Origin of the sequence: Xanthomonas sontii (assembly GCF_040529055.1) — a bacterium.
Classification (GTDB): domain Bacteria; phylum Pseudomonadota; class Gammaproteobacteria; order Xanthomonadales; family Xanthomonadaceae; genus Xanthomonas_A; species Xanthomonas_A sontii.
Genome location: NZ_CP132342.1, coordinates 955001 through 970728, shown reverse-complemented (window position 1 = coordinate 970728; position 15728 = coordinate 955001). Strand labels below are relative to the sequence as shown.

The following is a 15728-nucleotide window of genomic DNA, read 5'->3' as shown; positions in this document are numbered from 1 at the left end:
GGGGGCGCCGCCAGGACGCCCGGCGCGGCGGCGGCGACAGCGCCGCCGCCAGCGCTGAAGTTGCAGGTGTAACGGTGTATTGCGGCACCGCACCAACTATGTTTTAGTCGGGATTCCGGTGACCTCAAGAAGCGCTCCAGGACAGAGCGGGGGCGAGTGTCGCCGCGTTCCTTCGGATCGCTTTCAGAGGCAGACATGGCCCCCCGCAACCGCCACGGGCTCTACGACCCCCAAGACGAGCGCGATGCCTGTGGTTTCGGCATGGTCGCGCAACTCGACGACCAACCTTCGCGGGCGCTGGTGGATACCGCCATCGCCGCACTGTCGCGCATGACCCATCGCGGCGGCGTCGCCGCCGACGGCCTCACCGGCGACGGCTGCGGCCTGCTGATCCGCAAACCCGAGCCGTTCCTGCGCGCGCTGGCGCGCGAGGCCGGCATCGCGGTCGGCGCGCGCTTCGCCGCCGGCAACGTGTTCCTGCCGCGCGACGATGCCGATGCCGCCGCGCGCTGCCGCCAGGTGCTGGAAGAAGAACTGCGCCGCGTCGACGTGCGACCGTGCGGCTGGCGTCTCACCCCCACCGACGATGCGGTGTGCGGGCAACTGGCCAAGGACACCCTGCCGCGCATCGAGCAGGTGTTCGTCGACGCCGGCGCCGAGCAGAGTGAAGACGCGTTCGCCCTGGCCCTGTTCCTGGCGCGCCGCCGCGCCGAGCAGCGCCTGCGCGAGGTCGGCGATTTCTACGTCACCACGCTCTCGCCCAACGGCATCAGCTACAAGGGCATGGTGCTGCCGGACAAGCTCAGCACCTTCTACCCGGACCTGCAGCGCAGCGACCTGGCCTCCAGCGCCATCGTGTTCCACCAGCGCTTCTCCACCAACACGCTGCCGCGCTGGCCGCTGGCGCATCCGTTCCGCCTGCTCGCGCACAACGGCGAGATCAACACCATCGAGGGCAACCGGCACTGGGCGCAGGCGCGCAGCAAGGTGTGGAAGACCCCGCGTTTCGACATCGCCGAGCTGGACCCGGTGATCTCCATGCATGGCTCCGATTCGCAGAGCCTGGACAACATGCTCGAGCTGCTGGTCGCCGGCGGCATGGACCTGCTGCAGGCGCTGCGCATCCTGGTGCCGCCGGCCACGCAGTCGCTGGAGTTCAAGGACGCCGACCTGGCCGCGTTCTACGAGTTCTACGGCCTCAACACCGAGCCGTGGGACGGCCCGGCCGGCATCGTCGCCTGCGACGGCCGCTACGCCGCATGCATGCTCGACCGCAACGGCCTGCGCCCGGCGCGCTGGATGCTGACCTCCGATCGGCACTTCCTGGTCGCCTCCGAAGCCGGCGTGTGGGAACTGCCGGCCGAGCGCGTCACCCGCAAGGGCAAGCTCGGCCCCGGCGAGATGATGGCCATCGACCTCAAGCGCGGCGACCTGCTCGATTCGGACGCCATCGACCGCATCAACCGCGGCCGTGCCCCGTACAAGCAATGGCTGCAGCAGGGCGTGACCTACCTGCAGACCGAACTGATCGATCCCTCGCTGGTCGAGGAGCCGTTCGACGAGCGCACCCTGCGCAGCTACCACAAGCTGTTCCAGCTCAGCACCGAGGAAGTGGAGCAGGTGCTGCGGCCGCTGGCCGAGACCGAGCAGGAAGCCACCGGCTCGATGGGCGACGACACCCCGATGGCGGTGCTCAGCCGCCACACCCGGCCGCTGTACGACTACTTCCGCCAGGCCTTCGCGCAGGTCACCAACCCGCCGATCGACCCGCTGCGGGAAGACTGCGTGATGTCGCTGACCACCCAGCTCGGCAAGGAGACCAACATCTTCCATGCCGGCCCGGAGACGGTGAACCACGTCATCCTCAACTCGCCGGTGCTCAGCCAGCGCAAGCTGCGGCAGTTGCTGAAGATGCCGCAGTACTTGACCCGCAACGCGCAGATCGACCTGTCCTACAGCGTCGAGGAAGGCCTGGAGGCCGGCCTCAAGCGCATCTGCGCCGAGGCCGAACAGGCCGCGCGCGACGGTAAGGTCATGCTGCTGCTGACCGACCGCTACCCGGTGCCGGAGCGGCCCATGGCGCATGCGCTGCTGGCCACCGGCGCGGTGCACCACCACCTCTCGCGCGTGGGCCTGCGCTGCGACGTCAACCTGATCATCGAGACCGGCACCGCGCGCGATCCGCACCACATGGCCTGCCTGCTCGGCTTCGGCGCCACCGCGGTGTATCCGTACCTGGCCTACCAGACCCTGTTCGACCTGGGCCGGCGCGGCATCCTCATGCTCAAGAGCGGCGGCGAGCAGACCCAGATCGGCCGCAAGTACCGCAAGGGCATCTACAAGGGCCTGTCCAAGATCATCTCCAAGATGGGCATCTGCACCATCGCCAGCTACCGCGGCGCGCAGCTGTTCGAGATCGTCGGGCTGGATCCGGACGTGGTGGCGCTGTGCTTCCCGGACACCGCCGCGCGCATCGGCGGCGTCGGCCTGGCGCGGCTGGACACCGAGGCGCGGCAGCTGGCCGCGCGCGCCTGGAACGACCTGCTCAAGCCGGAAGTGGGCGGCCTGCTCAAGTACGTGCACGGCGGCGAGTACCACATGTACAACCCGGACGTGGTGCTGACCCTGCAGCGCGCCACCCGCAGCGGCCTGCAGGCCGACTGGGACGCCTACGCCGCCGCGGTGCACGGGCGCCCGGCCTCGGCCCTGCGCGACCTGCTGCAGCTCAAGCGCGCCGAGACGCCGACGCCGCTGGACGAGGTGGCGCCGGCCGAGGACCTGCTGCGTCGCTTCGACACCGCCGCGATCAGCCTCGGCGCGCTGTCGCCGGAGGCGCACGAGGCGCTGGCGATCGCGATGAACCGCCTCGGCGGGCGCAGCAATTCCGGCGAAGGCGGCGAAGACCCGGCGCGCTACGGCACCGAGAAGCGCTCCAAGATCAAACAGGTGGCCTCCGGGCGCTTCGGCGTCACCCCCGAATACCTGGTCAACGCCGAGGTGCTGCAGATCAAGGTCGCGCAGGGCGCCAAGCCCGGCGAAGGCGGCCAGCTGCCCGGGCACAAGGTCAACGAACTGATCGCGCGGCTGCGCTACGCCAAGCCGGGCATCGGCCTGATCTCGCCGCCACCGCACCACGACATCTACTCGATCGAAGACCTGGCGCAGCTGATCTACGACCTCAAGCAGGTCAATCCCAGCGCGCTGGTGTCGGTGAAGCTGGTCAGCCATGCCGGCGTGGGCACCATCGCCGCCGGCGTGGTCAAGGCCGGCGCCGACCTGATCACCGTGTCCGGCCACGACGGCGGCACCGGCGCCAGCCCGGTCAGCTCGATCCGCTACGCCGGCGTGCCGTGGGAACTGGGCGTGGCCGAGTCGCACCAGGCGCTGGTCGTCAACGACCTGCGCACGCGCACCATCCTGCAGACCGACGGCGGCCTGAAGACCGGCCTGGACGTGGTCAAGGCGGCGATCCTGGGTGCGGACAGCTTCGGCTTCGGCACCGGGCCGATGATCGTGCTCGGCTGCAAGTACCTGCGCATCTGCCACCTCAACAACTGCGCCACCGGCGTGGCCACCCAGGACGAGCGCCTGCGCGCCAACCACTTCGTCGGCCTGCCCGAGCGCGTGGAGAACTTCTTCCGGCTGCTGGCCGAGGAAGTGCGGCAATGGCTCTCGTACCTGGGCGTGCGCTCGCTGGACGAGATCGTCGGCCGCACCGAACTGCTGCAGCAACTGGACATCTCGCCGCGCGAAGGCGTGCGCGTGGACCTGTCGCGGCTGCTCAAGGACGTGCGTCATGACGGCGGCCACTGCGCCGCGCAGCGCCTGTACGAATCGCCGGACAGCCTGGCCACGCAGATGGACGGCCTGCTCGCCGACGCCATTGCGCACAAGCGCGGCGGCGACCATCGCTTCCTGATCCACAACACCGACCGTTCGATCGGCGCGCGCCTGTCCGGCGCCATCGCCCGCGTCCACGGCAACCATGGCATGGACGATGCGCCGCTGACCCTGCGCTTCCGCGGCTCGGCCGGGCAGAGCTTCGGCGCGTTCAACGCCGGCGGCCTGCACCTGGAGCTGGAAGGCGAGGCGAACGACTACGTCGGCAAGGGCATGGCCGGCGGCCGCCTGGTGGTGCGTCCGCCGCGCGGCGCGCGTTTCGAGGCGCGCAGCACCGCGATCATCGGCAACACCTGCCTGTACGGCGCCACCGGCGGCGAGCTGTACGCGGCCGGCCGCGCCGGCGAGCGCTTCGCGGTGCGCAACTCCGGCGCGCTGGCGGTGATCGAGGGCGCCGGCGACCACTGCTGCGAATACATGACCGACGGCATCGTGCTGGTGCTCGGCAAGGTCGGCCTGAACTTCGGCGCCGGCTTCACCGGCGGCCTGGCCTACGTGCTCGACGTGGACCGCGACTTCGTCGACCGCTACAACCACGAACTGATCGACATCCACCGCATCTCCGCCGAAGGCTTCGAGAGCCACCGCCAGCACCTGCACAAGCTGATCAGCCGCCACCGCGAACTGACCGGCAGCATCTGGGCGCAGCAGATCCTCGACGAGTTCCGCGACTACGTCGGCAAGTTCTGGCTGGTCAAACCGAAGGCGGCGAGCATCGAGTCGTTGACTGAGTCGCTGAGGCGCGCCGCTTGATGGCGGCGCGCCGGGAATCGGGAATGGAGAATCGGGAATGGTAAAAGCCCGGCTCCCCCAGTTTCCGATCGCGCGCGCAGATTCGCTTTTGCCATTCCCCATTCCCCATTCGCGATTCCCTACGTAACACGCGTACCCCGTACCCTCATCCGCCCCTTCGGGGCACCTTCTCCCGGTGGGAGAAGGGATTACGCCACGGATTCTTTTATGAGCCGCAAGCACGCCTTCCAGTTCCTCGACCTGCCCCGGCAGATGCCGCAACGCATTCCGGTGGAACTGCGCACCTCCGGCGACTGGAACGAGCTGTACGGCAAGTTCGACAAGGCCGATGCGCAGTACCAGGCCGGGCGCTGCCTGGATTGCGGCAACCCGTACTGCAGCTGGAAGTGCCCGGTGCACAACGCCATCCCGCAGTGGCTGCAGCTGGTGCAGGAGAACCGCATCGAAGAGGCCGCGGCGCTGTGCCACAGCACCAATCCGCTGCCGGAGGTGTGCGGCCGGGTGTGCCCGCAGGACCGCCTGTGCGAAGGCAGCTGCACACTGGAGGAATTCGGCGCGGTCACCATCGGCGCGGTGGAGAAGTACATCGTCGATACCGCGCTCAATAACGGCTGGCGCCCGGATCTGAGCCAGGTCGAACCCACCGGCAAGCGCGTGGCGGTGATCGGCGCCGGCCCGGCCGGGCTCAGCTGCGCCGACCGCCTGGCCCGCGCCGGCATCCAGGCGGTGGTGTACGACCGCTACGAGCAGATCGGCGGGCTGCTGCAGTTCGGCATCCCCAGCTTCAAGCTGGACAAGAGCGTGATCGGCAAGCGCCGCGAAGTGCTCGAAGGCATGGGCGTGCAGTTCCGCCTGGGCGTGGAGATCGGCCGCGACGTGAGCCTGGAGCAGTTGCTGGAGGAGTACGACGCGGTGTTCCTGGGCACCGGCGCCTACCGCTACACCGATGGCGGCCTGCCCGGCCAGGACCTGCCCGGCGTACTGCCGGCGCTGCCGTTCCTGGTGCAGAACAGCCGCATCGTCGGCGGCAACGATCCCTGGGGCCGGCCGATCGCCGGCTGGGAAGACAAGATCGCGCTGCCCGACCTGAGCGGCAAGCGCGTGGTGGTGCTGGGCGGCGGCGATACCGGCATGGACTGCGTGCGCAGCGCGATCCGCCTGGGCGCGGCCAAGGTCACCTGCGCCTACCGCCGCGACGAGGCCAACATGCCCGGCTCGGCGCGCGAGGTGGCCAATGCGCGCGAGGAAGGTGTGCGCTTCCTGTTCAACCGCCAGCCGCTGGCGGTGGAAGCCGATGCCGCCGGCAACCTGGCCGGCGTACGCGTGGTGCAGACCCGTCTGGGCGAGCCGGATGCGCGCGGGCGCCAGGCCGCGGTGCCGGTGGAAGGCAGCGAATCGCTGCTGGACGCGGACGTGGTCATCATCGCCTTCGGCTTCTCGCCGAGCGTGCCGGAGTGGCTGGCGGCGCAGGGCGTGGAAGGTACCGCCAACGGCCGCATCCTCGCCGGCGGCAGCGAGCCCGACGGCAGCGGCCGCCTGCCGTACCAGACCACCAACCCGAAACTGTTCGCTGGCGGCGACGCCGTGCGCGGCGCCGACCTAGTGGTGACTGCGGTGGCCGAAGGCCGCGATGCCGCGGCCAGCATCGCCGAATGGATCGGCAACCGCCTGCCGGTGACGACCCAGGCTGCGGCCTGAGCGACGCTGCGAGGCTGCTGCAGCGTTCGGTTAGTTCGGCGGCGACGACGACGGCAATACTTGCTCGACTGGGCGATGCGACCTTCGACCGCATCGCCGAACCGCTGCGCTCCGCATTCGCCGAAAGTCGAAGTCGCCTGGAGCGGCCGGCCTCCAGCCACGTCGCCAGCGCCTGCGCTGGCCTCGGCATGGACCTCGTCGAACGCTACCGCCTCGCCACCGCCGCCGCCGGCAGCGATCGCCTTCACCAACGCCACCACCACCGCGCAGGTAGCGTCGCTGGCATCTAGCGAACACCTTCTCCACCGCTCATCCTTCGCCGCTAGTCCAACCTGGCGCGCCGGCGATGGAAGCATGGCCGCGACCTCGATCACGCCGCTGCCGACGGCTGCACCACGCACCTGATGTGACGCCGCCGACGTCCGCGCGCAGCGTGTCCGCGCCAGGTGAATGCCGGGCTAACACGGGTGCGTGCAGGCTGGCGATCACGGGCGCGATCCTTGCACGCTTGCGCCTGCCGCTCCGCGCTCCCCCGACGCGGACGGCGTCTCCCTCACTCCAGGAAGCTCCCCCATGTCGCTTTCCTCGTCGTGTTCCCCGCGCTGGCGTTCCCTGCCGCTGGCACTGCTGCTCGCCACCGTCGCCTGCAACGCCGCCGCCGAAGGCCGCAGCGTGCTCAAGTACGCCGGCGTCAACCTGTCCGGCGCCGAGTTCAACTCCGGCAAGAAGCCCGGTGTGCTGTACAAGGACTACACCTACCCGACCGCCGGCGACTACAGCTACTTCGCCAGCAAGGGCATGAACACCATCCGCCTGCCGTTCCTGTGGGAGCGCCTGCAGCCCACCGCCAAGGGCGAGTTCGACCCGGCGCAACTGGCGCTGTTGAAGAAAGCGGTGGAGCAGGCCAAGGCCAACCACCTGTACCTGATCCTGGACCCGCACAACTACGCCAAGTACAACGGCGCGCTGGTCGGCAGCGCCGGCGCCCCGGACGAGGTGTTCGCCGACCTGTGGCGGCGCCTGGCCAAGGAGTTCAAGAGCGACGACCACGTCATCTTCGGGCTGATGAACGAGCCCAACGCAGTCTCCTCGACCGACTGGGCCAGCGCGGCGCAGGCGGCGATCGATGCCATCCGCAAGGCCGGCGCCAACAACCTGATCCTGGTGCCGGGCACCGCCTACACCGGCGCGCACAGCTGGCGCAGCACCGCCTATGGCACGCCCAACGCGGTGGCCCTGCAGCCGCTGAAGGATCCGCGCAACCGCATGGCGTTCGAAGCGCACCAGTACCTGGACCGCGACAACAGCGGCACCAAGGGCGAGTGCGTCAGCGCCACCGCCGGCGCCGAGAAGCTGGCCGGCTTCGTCAGCTGGTTGCGCGAGAACAAGAAGGTCGGCTTCATCGGCGAGTTCGCCACCGCGAATACGCCCACCTGCGATCAGGCGCTGGAGAACATGCTCAGCTACATGCAGAAGAACGACGACGTGATTCTCGGTTGGACCTGGTGGGCCGCAGGTGCGTGGTGGAAGCCCGACTATCCGTTCAATGTGCAGCCCGGCAAGGACGGCAGCGAGAAGCCGCAGATGGAGATCCTGTCCAAGTACGCGCGCGAGATCACCGGCAAGAAGTGAGCCGTCGCTGCCGGCGCCGCGTGTCGGCAACGCGGCAACACGCCATGCAACGTGTGCGACGCGCACGCCTGGCATAGCACATGCAGCGCGATCCAGTACCGGTTCGCGCTGCCAATCGCCGCACAGATCCATGCATGCGCGCACGCAGCGCATCGCCTCGTCCTCGGCAATGCACTACGGTGTCCGCACACCGTAGTCATCAGCCCGGCCTGGCATCTCCTCGGCCGGGTTCCCCCTCTGATGCCGAAGGAGACTCGCCATGATCGCGCGCACCTTGCGGCGGCGGTCGCGGCACGCCTGGCGTGCCGCGCTGCTGCTGTGCCTATCCGTTCCGCTGTCGTCGTTGCAGGCGCAGGAGGCGCTGCGCTTCGCCGGCGTCAACCTGTCCGGTGCCGAGATCGCGCCGTCGAAGATTCCCGGCATCGTCGGAGTCGACTACACCTATCCGCGCAGCAGCGACTACACCTACTTCGCCGGCAAGGGCATGAACCTGCTGCGCCTGCCGGTGCGCTGGGAACGCCTGCAGCCGCAACCGCGCGGCCCGCTCGACGCCGCGCAACTGGCGCTGATCGACGACGCCGTGCAGCAGGCCAAGGCGCAGGGCATGTACGTGATCGTGGACATCCACAACTACGCGCGCCACGACGGCCGCCTCATCGGCAGCAGCGGCCTGCCGGTCGCCGCCTTCGTCGACCTGTGGCAGCGTCTGGCACGCGCCTACGGCAACGACAATGCGGTGGTGTTCGGGCTGATGAACGAGCCGCACGGCATCACCCCGGCCGCGTGGGCCACCGCCGCGCAGGCCGCGGTCGATGCGATCCGCGCCACCGGCGCCAGCAACCTGATCCTGGTGCCGGGCGCGCTGTGGACCGGCGCGCACAGCTGGTACACGCCGGTGGACGGCTCCTCGAACGCCAGCGCGCTGGCGACGCTACACGACCCGCTGCAGCGCGTGGCGATCGAAGTGCACCAGTACCTGGACGTCGATTCCAGCGGCACCAGCCCGGTCTGCGTGAGCGACAACATCGGCGTCCAACGCCTGCGCGCCTTCACCGACTGGCTGCAGCAGACCGGCCATCTCGGCTTTCTCGGCGAATTCGCTGCCGCCGACACTCCCACCTGCCGGCGCGCGCTGGACGGCATGCTGGCCGACATCGCGCAGCACCCGACGCTGTGGCTGGGCTGGAGCTACTGGGCCGGCGGCGCCTGGTGGCGCGCCGACTATCCGTTCAACGTGCAACCCGACGCCGACGGCCACGACCGTCCGCAGATGGCGATCCTCGCGCCCTGGGCACAGCGCATCACGCGCTGAGCGCGGCGCATGCGTGACAACGCCGTGGCGCACGCCGACAACTAGGCACCCCAAGTCACGTCGGGACATGGTCTGCGAGGGGCGGCGCGTGCCCTTTCACCGGCTCAGCGGCAGCGGGCTTTTGCCTGGGCACGCGCCGTTGCGGATTTAAGCCTCTCCTACAGAGCAACGTGCATCCGCCGAGTTGTACGCAAGCAGGTGATTCGAGGTGCCCGCATGGCGTGCGACGTGCAATGCGTCGCATATTTCCGATGACCTCGATCGCTCTGGCATGGCGGTTGCAACGTGGTGCACGGCCGCGCACGCCGCATCGCGGCGGCGCCTGCCGCTCTTTCCCCACGAAGGATCCGTCATGCCACGCAGTTCCCGTTTTTTCCGCTCCCCGCAATGGCGGCAGCGTGCCGCGCTGTGCCTGCTCCTGGCCGCCTGCGCGCCGTTCGCCCACGCGCAGCAGACGCTGCGCTATGCCGGCATCAACCTGGCCGGCGCCGAGTTCAACTCGGCGAAGAAGCCCGGCGTGCTGTTCAAGGACTATGTGTATCCCACCGACGCCGACTACGCGTACACCGCGGCGCAGGGCATGAACATCGTGCGCCTGCCGTTCCTGTGGGAGCGACTGCAGCCCCAAGCCAACGGCCCGCTCGACCCCGCGCAACTCGACGCGCTGCGCACCGCGGTCGAACGCGCCAGGCGCTACAACCTGCAACTGATCCTGGACGTGCACAACTACGCCAAGTACGACGGCGTGCGCATCGGCGGCGACGCGGTGCCGGCGGCGGCGCTGGCCGATCTGTGGCGGCGCCTGGCGCTGGTCTTCGGCAACGATGCCAGCGTGGCATTCGGGCTGATGAACGAGCCCAATGGCCTCGCCTCCGGCGATTGGGCGGCCATCGCGCAGGCGTCGATCGATGCGATCCGTGGCACCGGCGCCGACAATCTGATCCTGGTGCCCGGCACCGCCTTCAGCGGCGCGCACAGCTGGAACAGCACCTGGTACGGCGTGTCCAACGCGCAGGGATTGCTGACGGTCCACGACCCGGCCGGCAACCTGGCGTTCGAAGTGCATCAGTACCTGGATCCCGACTCGTCCGGCACCAGCGCCGCCTGCGTCAGCACCAGCATCGGTGCGGAACGCCTGCAAGGGTTCACACAATGGCTGCGCGCCAACGGCTATCGCGGCTTCCTCGGCGAGTTCGGCGGCAGCAGCGATCCCACCTGCCTGGCGGCGCTCGACACCATGCTCGGCTACGTCCACGACAACGGCGACGTCTGGCTGGGCTGGACCGCCTGGGCCGGCGGCGTGTGGTGGCGAAGCGACTATGCGTTCAACCTGCAGCCGGACAAGAGCGGCGCCGACAAGCCACAGATGGACGTGCTGGCGGTGCGCGCGCAGCAGGTCACGCAGTGACAGCGCCAGGGCCGGCACGCGCAGCAGCGGCCCGGCGATCGCGTGGCGATTGAGTCGACACCGCGATCGGGCGCAGACTGTCGCACCTCTTCCGCAGGGATCGACGCATGCGCCTGGGCCTGGCCGCCAACCGACTGCACCACCAGGGCAAGGATGCCGCGCTGTTCCGCTGGCTGCGCGCCAGCGAGGCCGGCATCCGCGAGCTGCAGCTCGGCCTGCACGCGGTCGGCCGCACCCACGAGGCGATCATCCGGGCCGGTTTGCTGGCCGGCCATGCCGGCCTCAAGCGCTACCCGTTCGGCCGCGAGGGCGGGCTGATGAAACTGGTGGCCGAAGTCGTCGGACTGGAAGGCGCCGAGCGGACCCTCGACGGCGCCATCTACCTGATCGATCCGGTCGACCCGTCCTCGATCTTTCCCGAGGCGATCGCGCTCAAGCGCCAGTGCGTGATCCACGGCAAGCCGTTCATTTCCACCGTGGCCAGCGCCCGCGATTGGGTGGAGATGGAGCGCGTCCACGCCGGGCTGGCCGCCGACGCCGGCGCCGACGACCTGTACGCGCTGCAGCGGCAGACCCTGGCGCTGATCGCGCACGATGCGATGAAACCGCAGATGCTGGCCTTCGCCAGCGAACATTTCGATCTGCTGTCGCGCTTCGCCGAGCGCGTGGCCACCGGCACCACCGGGCAGCGGCTCAACGAACTGGCCTGGAGCCGCGGCTGGCCGCAAGGCCAGGCGTGGGTGCAGCGCTACCAGAGCGGCCCGATGGGCGGCGACGCGCAGATCGCCGATCGCGTGCTGGAACGGCGCTGCCACCGCGCGATCTTCTTCGAGGATCCGCACGTCGCGCGTCAGCACGAGGCCGACATCCAACTGCTGGAACGCGCGGTGACCACGGTCACCGACAGCGCCGTGTGCATCACCTCGCCGGCGATCGCCGCGCGCTGGGCGCAGGCCGCCGCACGCCGGCTCGCATCGGCCTGAGGTTTTCGACGCGCGCGATCGCGCCGCGCGCGGACCGCTGACAGGACAGGCCGCGACGCCGCGTTGTCGTGCGTGACCATGCGCACAGTCACTGCGATGTCACGCCGATCGCCAACACTGCCGCGCCTGTCCAGATCCCAGGGGGGATCCCATGTTGCGTTTCACCCTGCGCCTGCTGCTGCTCGGCGCAGCAGCGCTGTGCGCGCTGCCGTCCGCGTCCGCGCAACCGGCCGAGCGCCTGCGCGTACACGGTTCCAACAGCCTCGGCGCGCGGCTGATGCCGGCGCTGGTGGAAGCCTGGCTGCAGAGCATGGGCTACCGGCAACTGCAACGTCGTCGCGTCGATGCGACGACGCTGGAGATCGCCGCGGTGCGGGACGATGCGCCGCTGGTGGTCGAGATCGCCGGCACCGGCTCGGCCGCCGGCATCGCCGACCTGGTGCATGGCGACGCCGAGCTGGCGATGCTGGCGCGTCAGCCCGATGCGCGCGAACGCGAGGCCGCCTGGCAGCTCGGCGACCTGGGCTCGCCGGACCAACAGTTCGTCGTCGCCCTGGATGGCGCGCGGGTGCTGGTCGCCGCCGACAACCCCATCGCCACGCTGAGCGTCGCGCAGCTGCGCGACATCCTGAGCGGCCGGACCACGCGCTGGTCGCAACTCGGCGGCGCGGACCTGCCGATCGCGCTGCACCGCAGTGCCATCCCCGGCGGTCTCGACGACTTCCTGCGCGAACGCCTGGGGCTGCCGGCGGTGCGCATGCCGGGGAACGTCCTGCATGCCGACCTGGCCGAGGCGGCACGCGCCGTCGTCGGCCATTCCGACGCACTGGCGATCGTCGGGTTGACCACGCCGGTGCCGGCCGGCACACGTGCGCTGGCCATCGCCGACGGCGGTATCGCGGTGCTCCCGACGGCAGCGGCCGTGCGCGGCGAGGACTATCCCTTGGTGCAGCGCTATAGCCTGTACGGCGGCCAGATGATGTCGGCGCTCGGCCGCAGCCTGGCCCTGTACGCCCTCGGTCCGCAGGCGCAACAGCTGGTGCGCCGGCTTGGCCCGATTTCCATGGCGATCGACGTCGATCCGGCCACGCCGCAGAGCGGCACCACCGCTGCCCGCGCGGATGCTACCTACGCGCAGGCCAGCACCGGCGCCCGGCGCCTGACCACCACGCTGCGTTTCAGCCTGCAGTCGCTCAATGGCATGTACGAAGCGCGCAGCGCCCAGGATCTCGACCGATTGGTCGCCTTCATGCAACAGCCGGCGATGCACGGCCGCGCCCTGGCGGTGATCGGCTTCGCCACACCGGACAGCGCCAACCGGCTGTACCCGACCATCGCCAGCAACGACCGCGCCGACGTGGTCGCCGCGTACCTGGTGCAACGCGGTGTCGCCGTGGAACGGGTACGTGGTCTCGGCGCACTGCATCCGCTGATCGGCGGCGAAGACGCCGCGGCCAAGGCGCGCAACGAGCGCGTCGAACTGTGGTTGCTGGATCGGGCGCGATAGGGCAGTCGGAGCGTGGTTGCGGCCGGTTAGGCACGACATCGCTCGGCCGCTCGTCCCCTTCGGAACCTTTCCCCCGAAAAGCAGGCCGTGGTCCGGGGAGGAGAAGGGAACGCAGAAGCCCCTCTCCCGTCGGGAGAGGGGTTGGGGTGAGGGTACGCAGCGCGAAGCGCCCTCGCCGGCGGAAGCTGGGAGGTTAGCGCGTTGTCAGGCATTGCCAGCCGCGCGCGCGTGACGCCGCGCTGGCGCCGATACGACCCGTCGCCATCCGCGCATCGGCGAGCGCATGCGGGCGACCGTGCTCCCGGACTCGGGCCATCCGGCGTTCACCGCATCGCGCCTACAGTCGCCCGACACCCTCGCCAGCGCTTCCGGAGATCGCCATGCTTCGCTCATCGCACGCCGGTCTCGGCGTGGTGCTCGCCGGACTCCTGCTGACCCACAGCACGCCTGCCGCCGCGGTGCAGCGGCTGTGGCCGACCGCGGAGCAATGGCAACAGTTGCACGCGTCGGCTTCAACCGATGCAGCCTGGCGCGAGATCGAGGCGACGCAGGCCCGACTGGCCGATGCGGCACGCGCGCAGGGGGCACATCCGCTCGAGACGCTGAGCACTGGCGGCCGCCTGCGCGGCGATCCAGTGAAGGCGGCGACCGAAACCAGCCTGGGCGACATGCCGCGCATCCAGGCGCTGGCGCTGCGCTACGCCCTGGACGGCGAGCACGCCGACGCGCTGGCCGCCGGCGACCAGCTCGCGCAATGGGCCGCGCGCAATGTGCCCAACGGCAATCCGATCGACGAGACCGGGTTGGAACCGGCGATCTTCGCCTACCGCATCGTCCGCCCGACGTTGCCGGACGCGCAACGCCGCGCCATCGATGCATGGATGCGAAAGATCGCCGATGCCGAAATCGGCTCGCGCGATCTCAAGCGCAAGACCGCCACCAACAACTGGCACAGCCATCGGCTGAAGACCGTGGGCATGATTGGCGCCGCGCTCGACGATCAGCGCTTGCTGGACTACGCCCGCACCGGCTTTCGTCAGCAGATCGCAGACAACCTGTTGCCCGACGGCCGCAGCATCGACTTCGTCGAGCGCGATGCGCTGTCCTACCACGTCTACGACCTGCGTCCGCTGGTGACGCTGGCACTGCTGTTCTCCGAACGCGGTGAGGATCTGTACCACTGGCGCGCACCGAACGGCGCATCGCTGGCGCGCAGCGTCGACTGGCTGCTGCCGTATCTGCGCGGCGATCGCAGCCACGCGGAGTTCGTGGGCAGCCAGGTGCCGTTCGACAAGGCGCGCTCGGACAACGGGGAAGCGGGCCACGTGATCGGCAAGCCGTATGCCGCGGAGGGGGCGGAATCGCTGCTGGTGCTTGCTGCGGCCTACGATCCGGCGTGCGTGCAACTGGCGCGGCAACTCGGCCACGGGACGCCACCCTGGCGCCTGGCGATCAGCACATTGCCCGATTTACCGCGCTAGCTTCCGTCGACTCCGACGGCATCAGAGTGCAGGTGCTCAGCCACGGCATCACGGAGGGTCCGCGACGCGACAGGTCTCGATGCGAGCCATCGCACATCTCATCGCGCGGCACAGCGGCGCGGGAGGTGGTCGCAGGGGTTTGGCCTTATCAGCCCATGCGGGGCACCTTCCCCCGAAAAGGGGGCCATGGTCCCGACAGGAGAAGGAAGAACCAAGCCCCTCTCCCGCCGGGAGAGGGGTTGGGGTGAGGGTACGGCGCGCAGCCCCCGGGTGGCAAGTCGCCGCGGGGTCGGGTTGGTTTTTTCCAGGCGCAATAAAAAATCCCCGTCCTAGTGGGACGGGGATTTGGGGTAAAGCCCCTGGCGATGACCTACTCTCGCATGGCTTGAGCCACACTACCATCGGCGCAGCTGCGTTTCACTTCCGAGTTCGGGATGGGATCGGGTGGTTCCACAGCGCTAATTTCACCAGGGAGACGGTTGGAGTGTCGCCGCGTGCGTGTTCTCGGTTGTTGGACCGAGGACGGCAAGGGCGCCAGCCTCTCATGGGGTGTGATGTAGCGAGCGAGTGAGAGCGATCGACGTGTGTCGCGCTAAGGGATGCTTATGAGGAAGCATCTTGAGGTTATATGGTCAAGCCGCACGGATCATTAGTATCAGTTAGCTCAATGCATTGCTGCACTTACACACCTGACCTATCAACCACGTAGTCTACATGGTTCCTTTAGGGGACTTGTGTCCCGGGAGATCTCATCTTGAGGCGCGCTTCCCGCTTAGATGCTTTCAGCGGTTATCGCTTCCGAACATAGCTACCCGGCAATGCCACTGGCGTGACAACCGGAACACCAGAGGTTCGTCCACTCCGGTCCTCTCGTACTAGGAGCAGCCCCTCTCAAATCTCCAACGCCCATGGCAGATAGGGACCGAACTGTCTCACGACGTTCTGAACCCAGCTCGCGTACCACTTTAAATGGCGAACAGCCATACCCTTGGGACCGACTACAGCCCCAGGATGTGATGAGCCGACATCGAGGTGCCAAACACCGCCGTCGATA

General features: G+C 69.0%; 9 protein-coding genes and 2 rRNA genes (1 of these 11 cut by a window edge). 9 read left to right on the top strand and 2 right to left on the bottom strand.

Features of this window, described 5'->3' with window-relative positions; translation table 11 throughout:
- Positions 1-195 precede the first annotated feature (195 nt).
- From gltB to RAB70_RS04090, 9 genes are all read left to right on the top strand, one after another.
- Positions 196-4653, top strand: coding sequence for a glutamate synthase large subunit (gltB, locus tag RAB70_RS04130; protein WP_148829056.1), 4458 nt, complete (start codon positions 196-198; stop codon positions 4651-4653).
- 207 nt (positions 4654-4860) lie between these two features.
- Complete coding sequence (locus RAB70_RS04125; RefSeq protein ID WP_148829057.1) at positions 4861-6351, top strand: FAD-dependent oxidoreductase; 1491 nt, start codon at positions 4861-4863, stop codon at positions 6349-6351.
- Positions 6306-6641 (top strand): hypothetical protein, encoded by a 336-nt coding sequence (locus tag RAB70_RS04120; protein ID WP_148829058.1) that lies wholly within the window; start codon positions 6306-6308, stop codon positions 6639-6641. The genes RAB70_RS04125 and RAB70_RS04120 overlap by 46 nt, the downstream gene beginning before the upstream one ends.
- A 283-nt stretch (positions 6642-6924) precedes the next feature.
- Positions 6925-7983 carry a glycoside hydrolase family 5 protein gene (locus RAB70_RS04115; RefSeq protein ID WP_148829059.1) on the top strand — a complete coding sequence of 353 codons (1059 nt, stop codon included), beginning with the start codon at positions 6925-6927 and terminating at the stop codon, positions 7981-7983.
- Positions 7984-8242: 259 nt separating this feature from the next.
- Entirely contained in the window at positions 8243-9295 is a 1053-nt protein-coding gene (locus tag RAB70_RS04110; RefSeq protein ID WP_148829060.1) for a glycoside hydrolase family 5 protein, read from the top strand.
- A 352-nt stretch (positions 9296-9647) separates the two neighbouring features.
- Positions 9648-10703 (top strand): glycoside hydrolase family 5 protein, encoded by a 1056-nt coding sequence (locus RAB70_RS04105; protein ID WP_148829061.1) that lies wholly within the window; start codon positions 9648-9650, stop codon positions 10701-10703.
- A 107-nt stretch (positions 10704-10810) separates the two neighbouring features.
- Positions 10811-11686 (top strand): methylglyoxal synthase, encoded by an 876-nt coding sequence (locus RAB70_RS04100; RefSeq protein WP_148829062.1) that lies wholly within the window; start codon positions 10811-10813, stop codon positions 11684-11686.
- A gap of 151 nt (positions 11687-11837) precedes the next feature.
- A complete protein-coding gene (locus tag RAB70_RS04095) occupies positions 11838-13193 on the top strand; it encodes a substrate-binding domain-containing protein (protein WP_148829063.1) in 1356 nt (451 codons plus the stop codon).
- Between the two features lie 380 nt (positions 13194-13573).
- Positions 13574-14674 (top strand): alginate lyase family protein, encoded by a 1101-nt coding sequence (locus RAB70_RS04090; protein ID WP_225851645.1) that lies wholly within the window; start codon positions 13574-13576, stop codon positions 14672-14674.
- A gap of 357 nt (positions 14675-15031) precedes the next feature.
- On the opposite strand, the gene rrf is transcribed toward RAB70_RS04090, so the two are convergent.
- Positions 15032-15146 (bottom strand): 5S ribosomal RNA (rrf, locus tag RAB70_RS04085).
- Positions 15147-15302: 156 nt separating this feature from the next.
- Positions 15303-15728: ribosomal RNA gene (locus RAB70_RS04080) — 23S ribosomal RNA — on the bottom strand; it runs 2454 nt beyond the window's last position.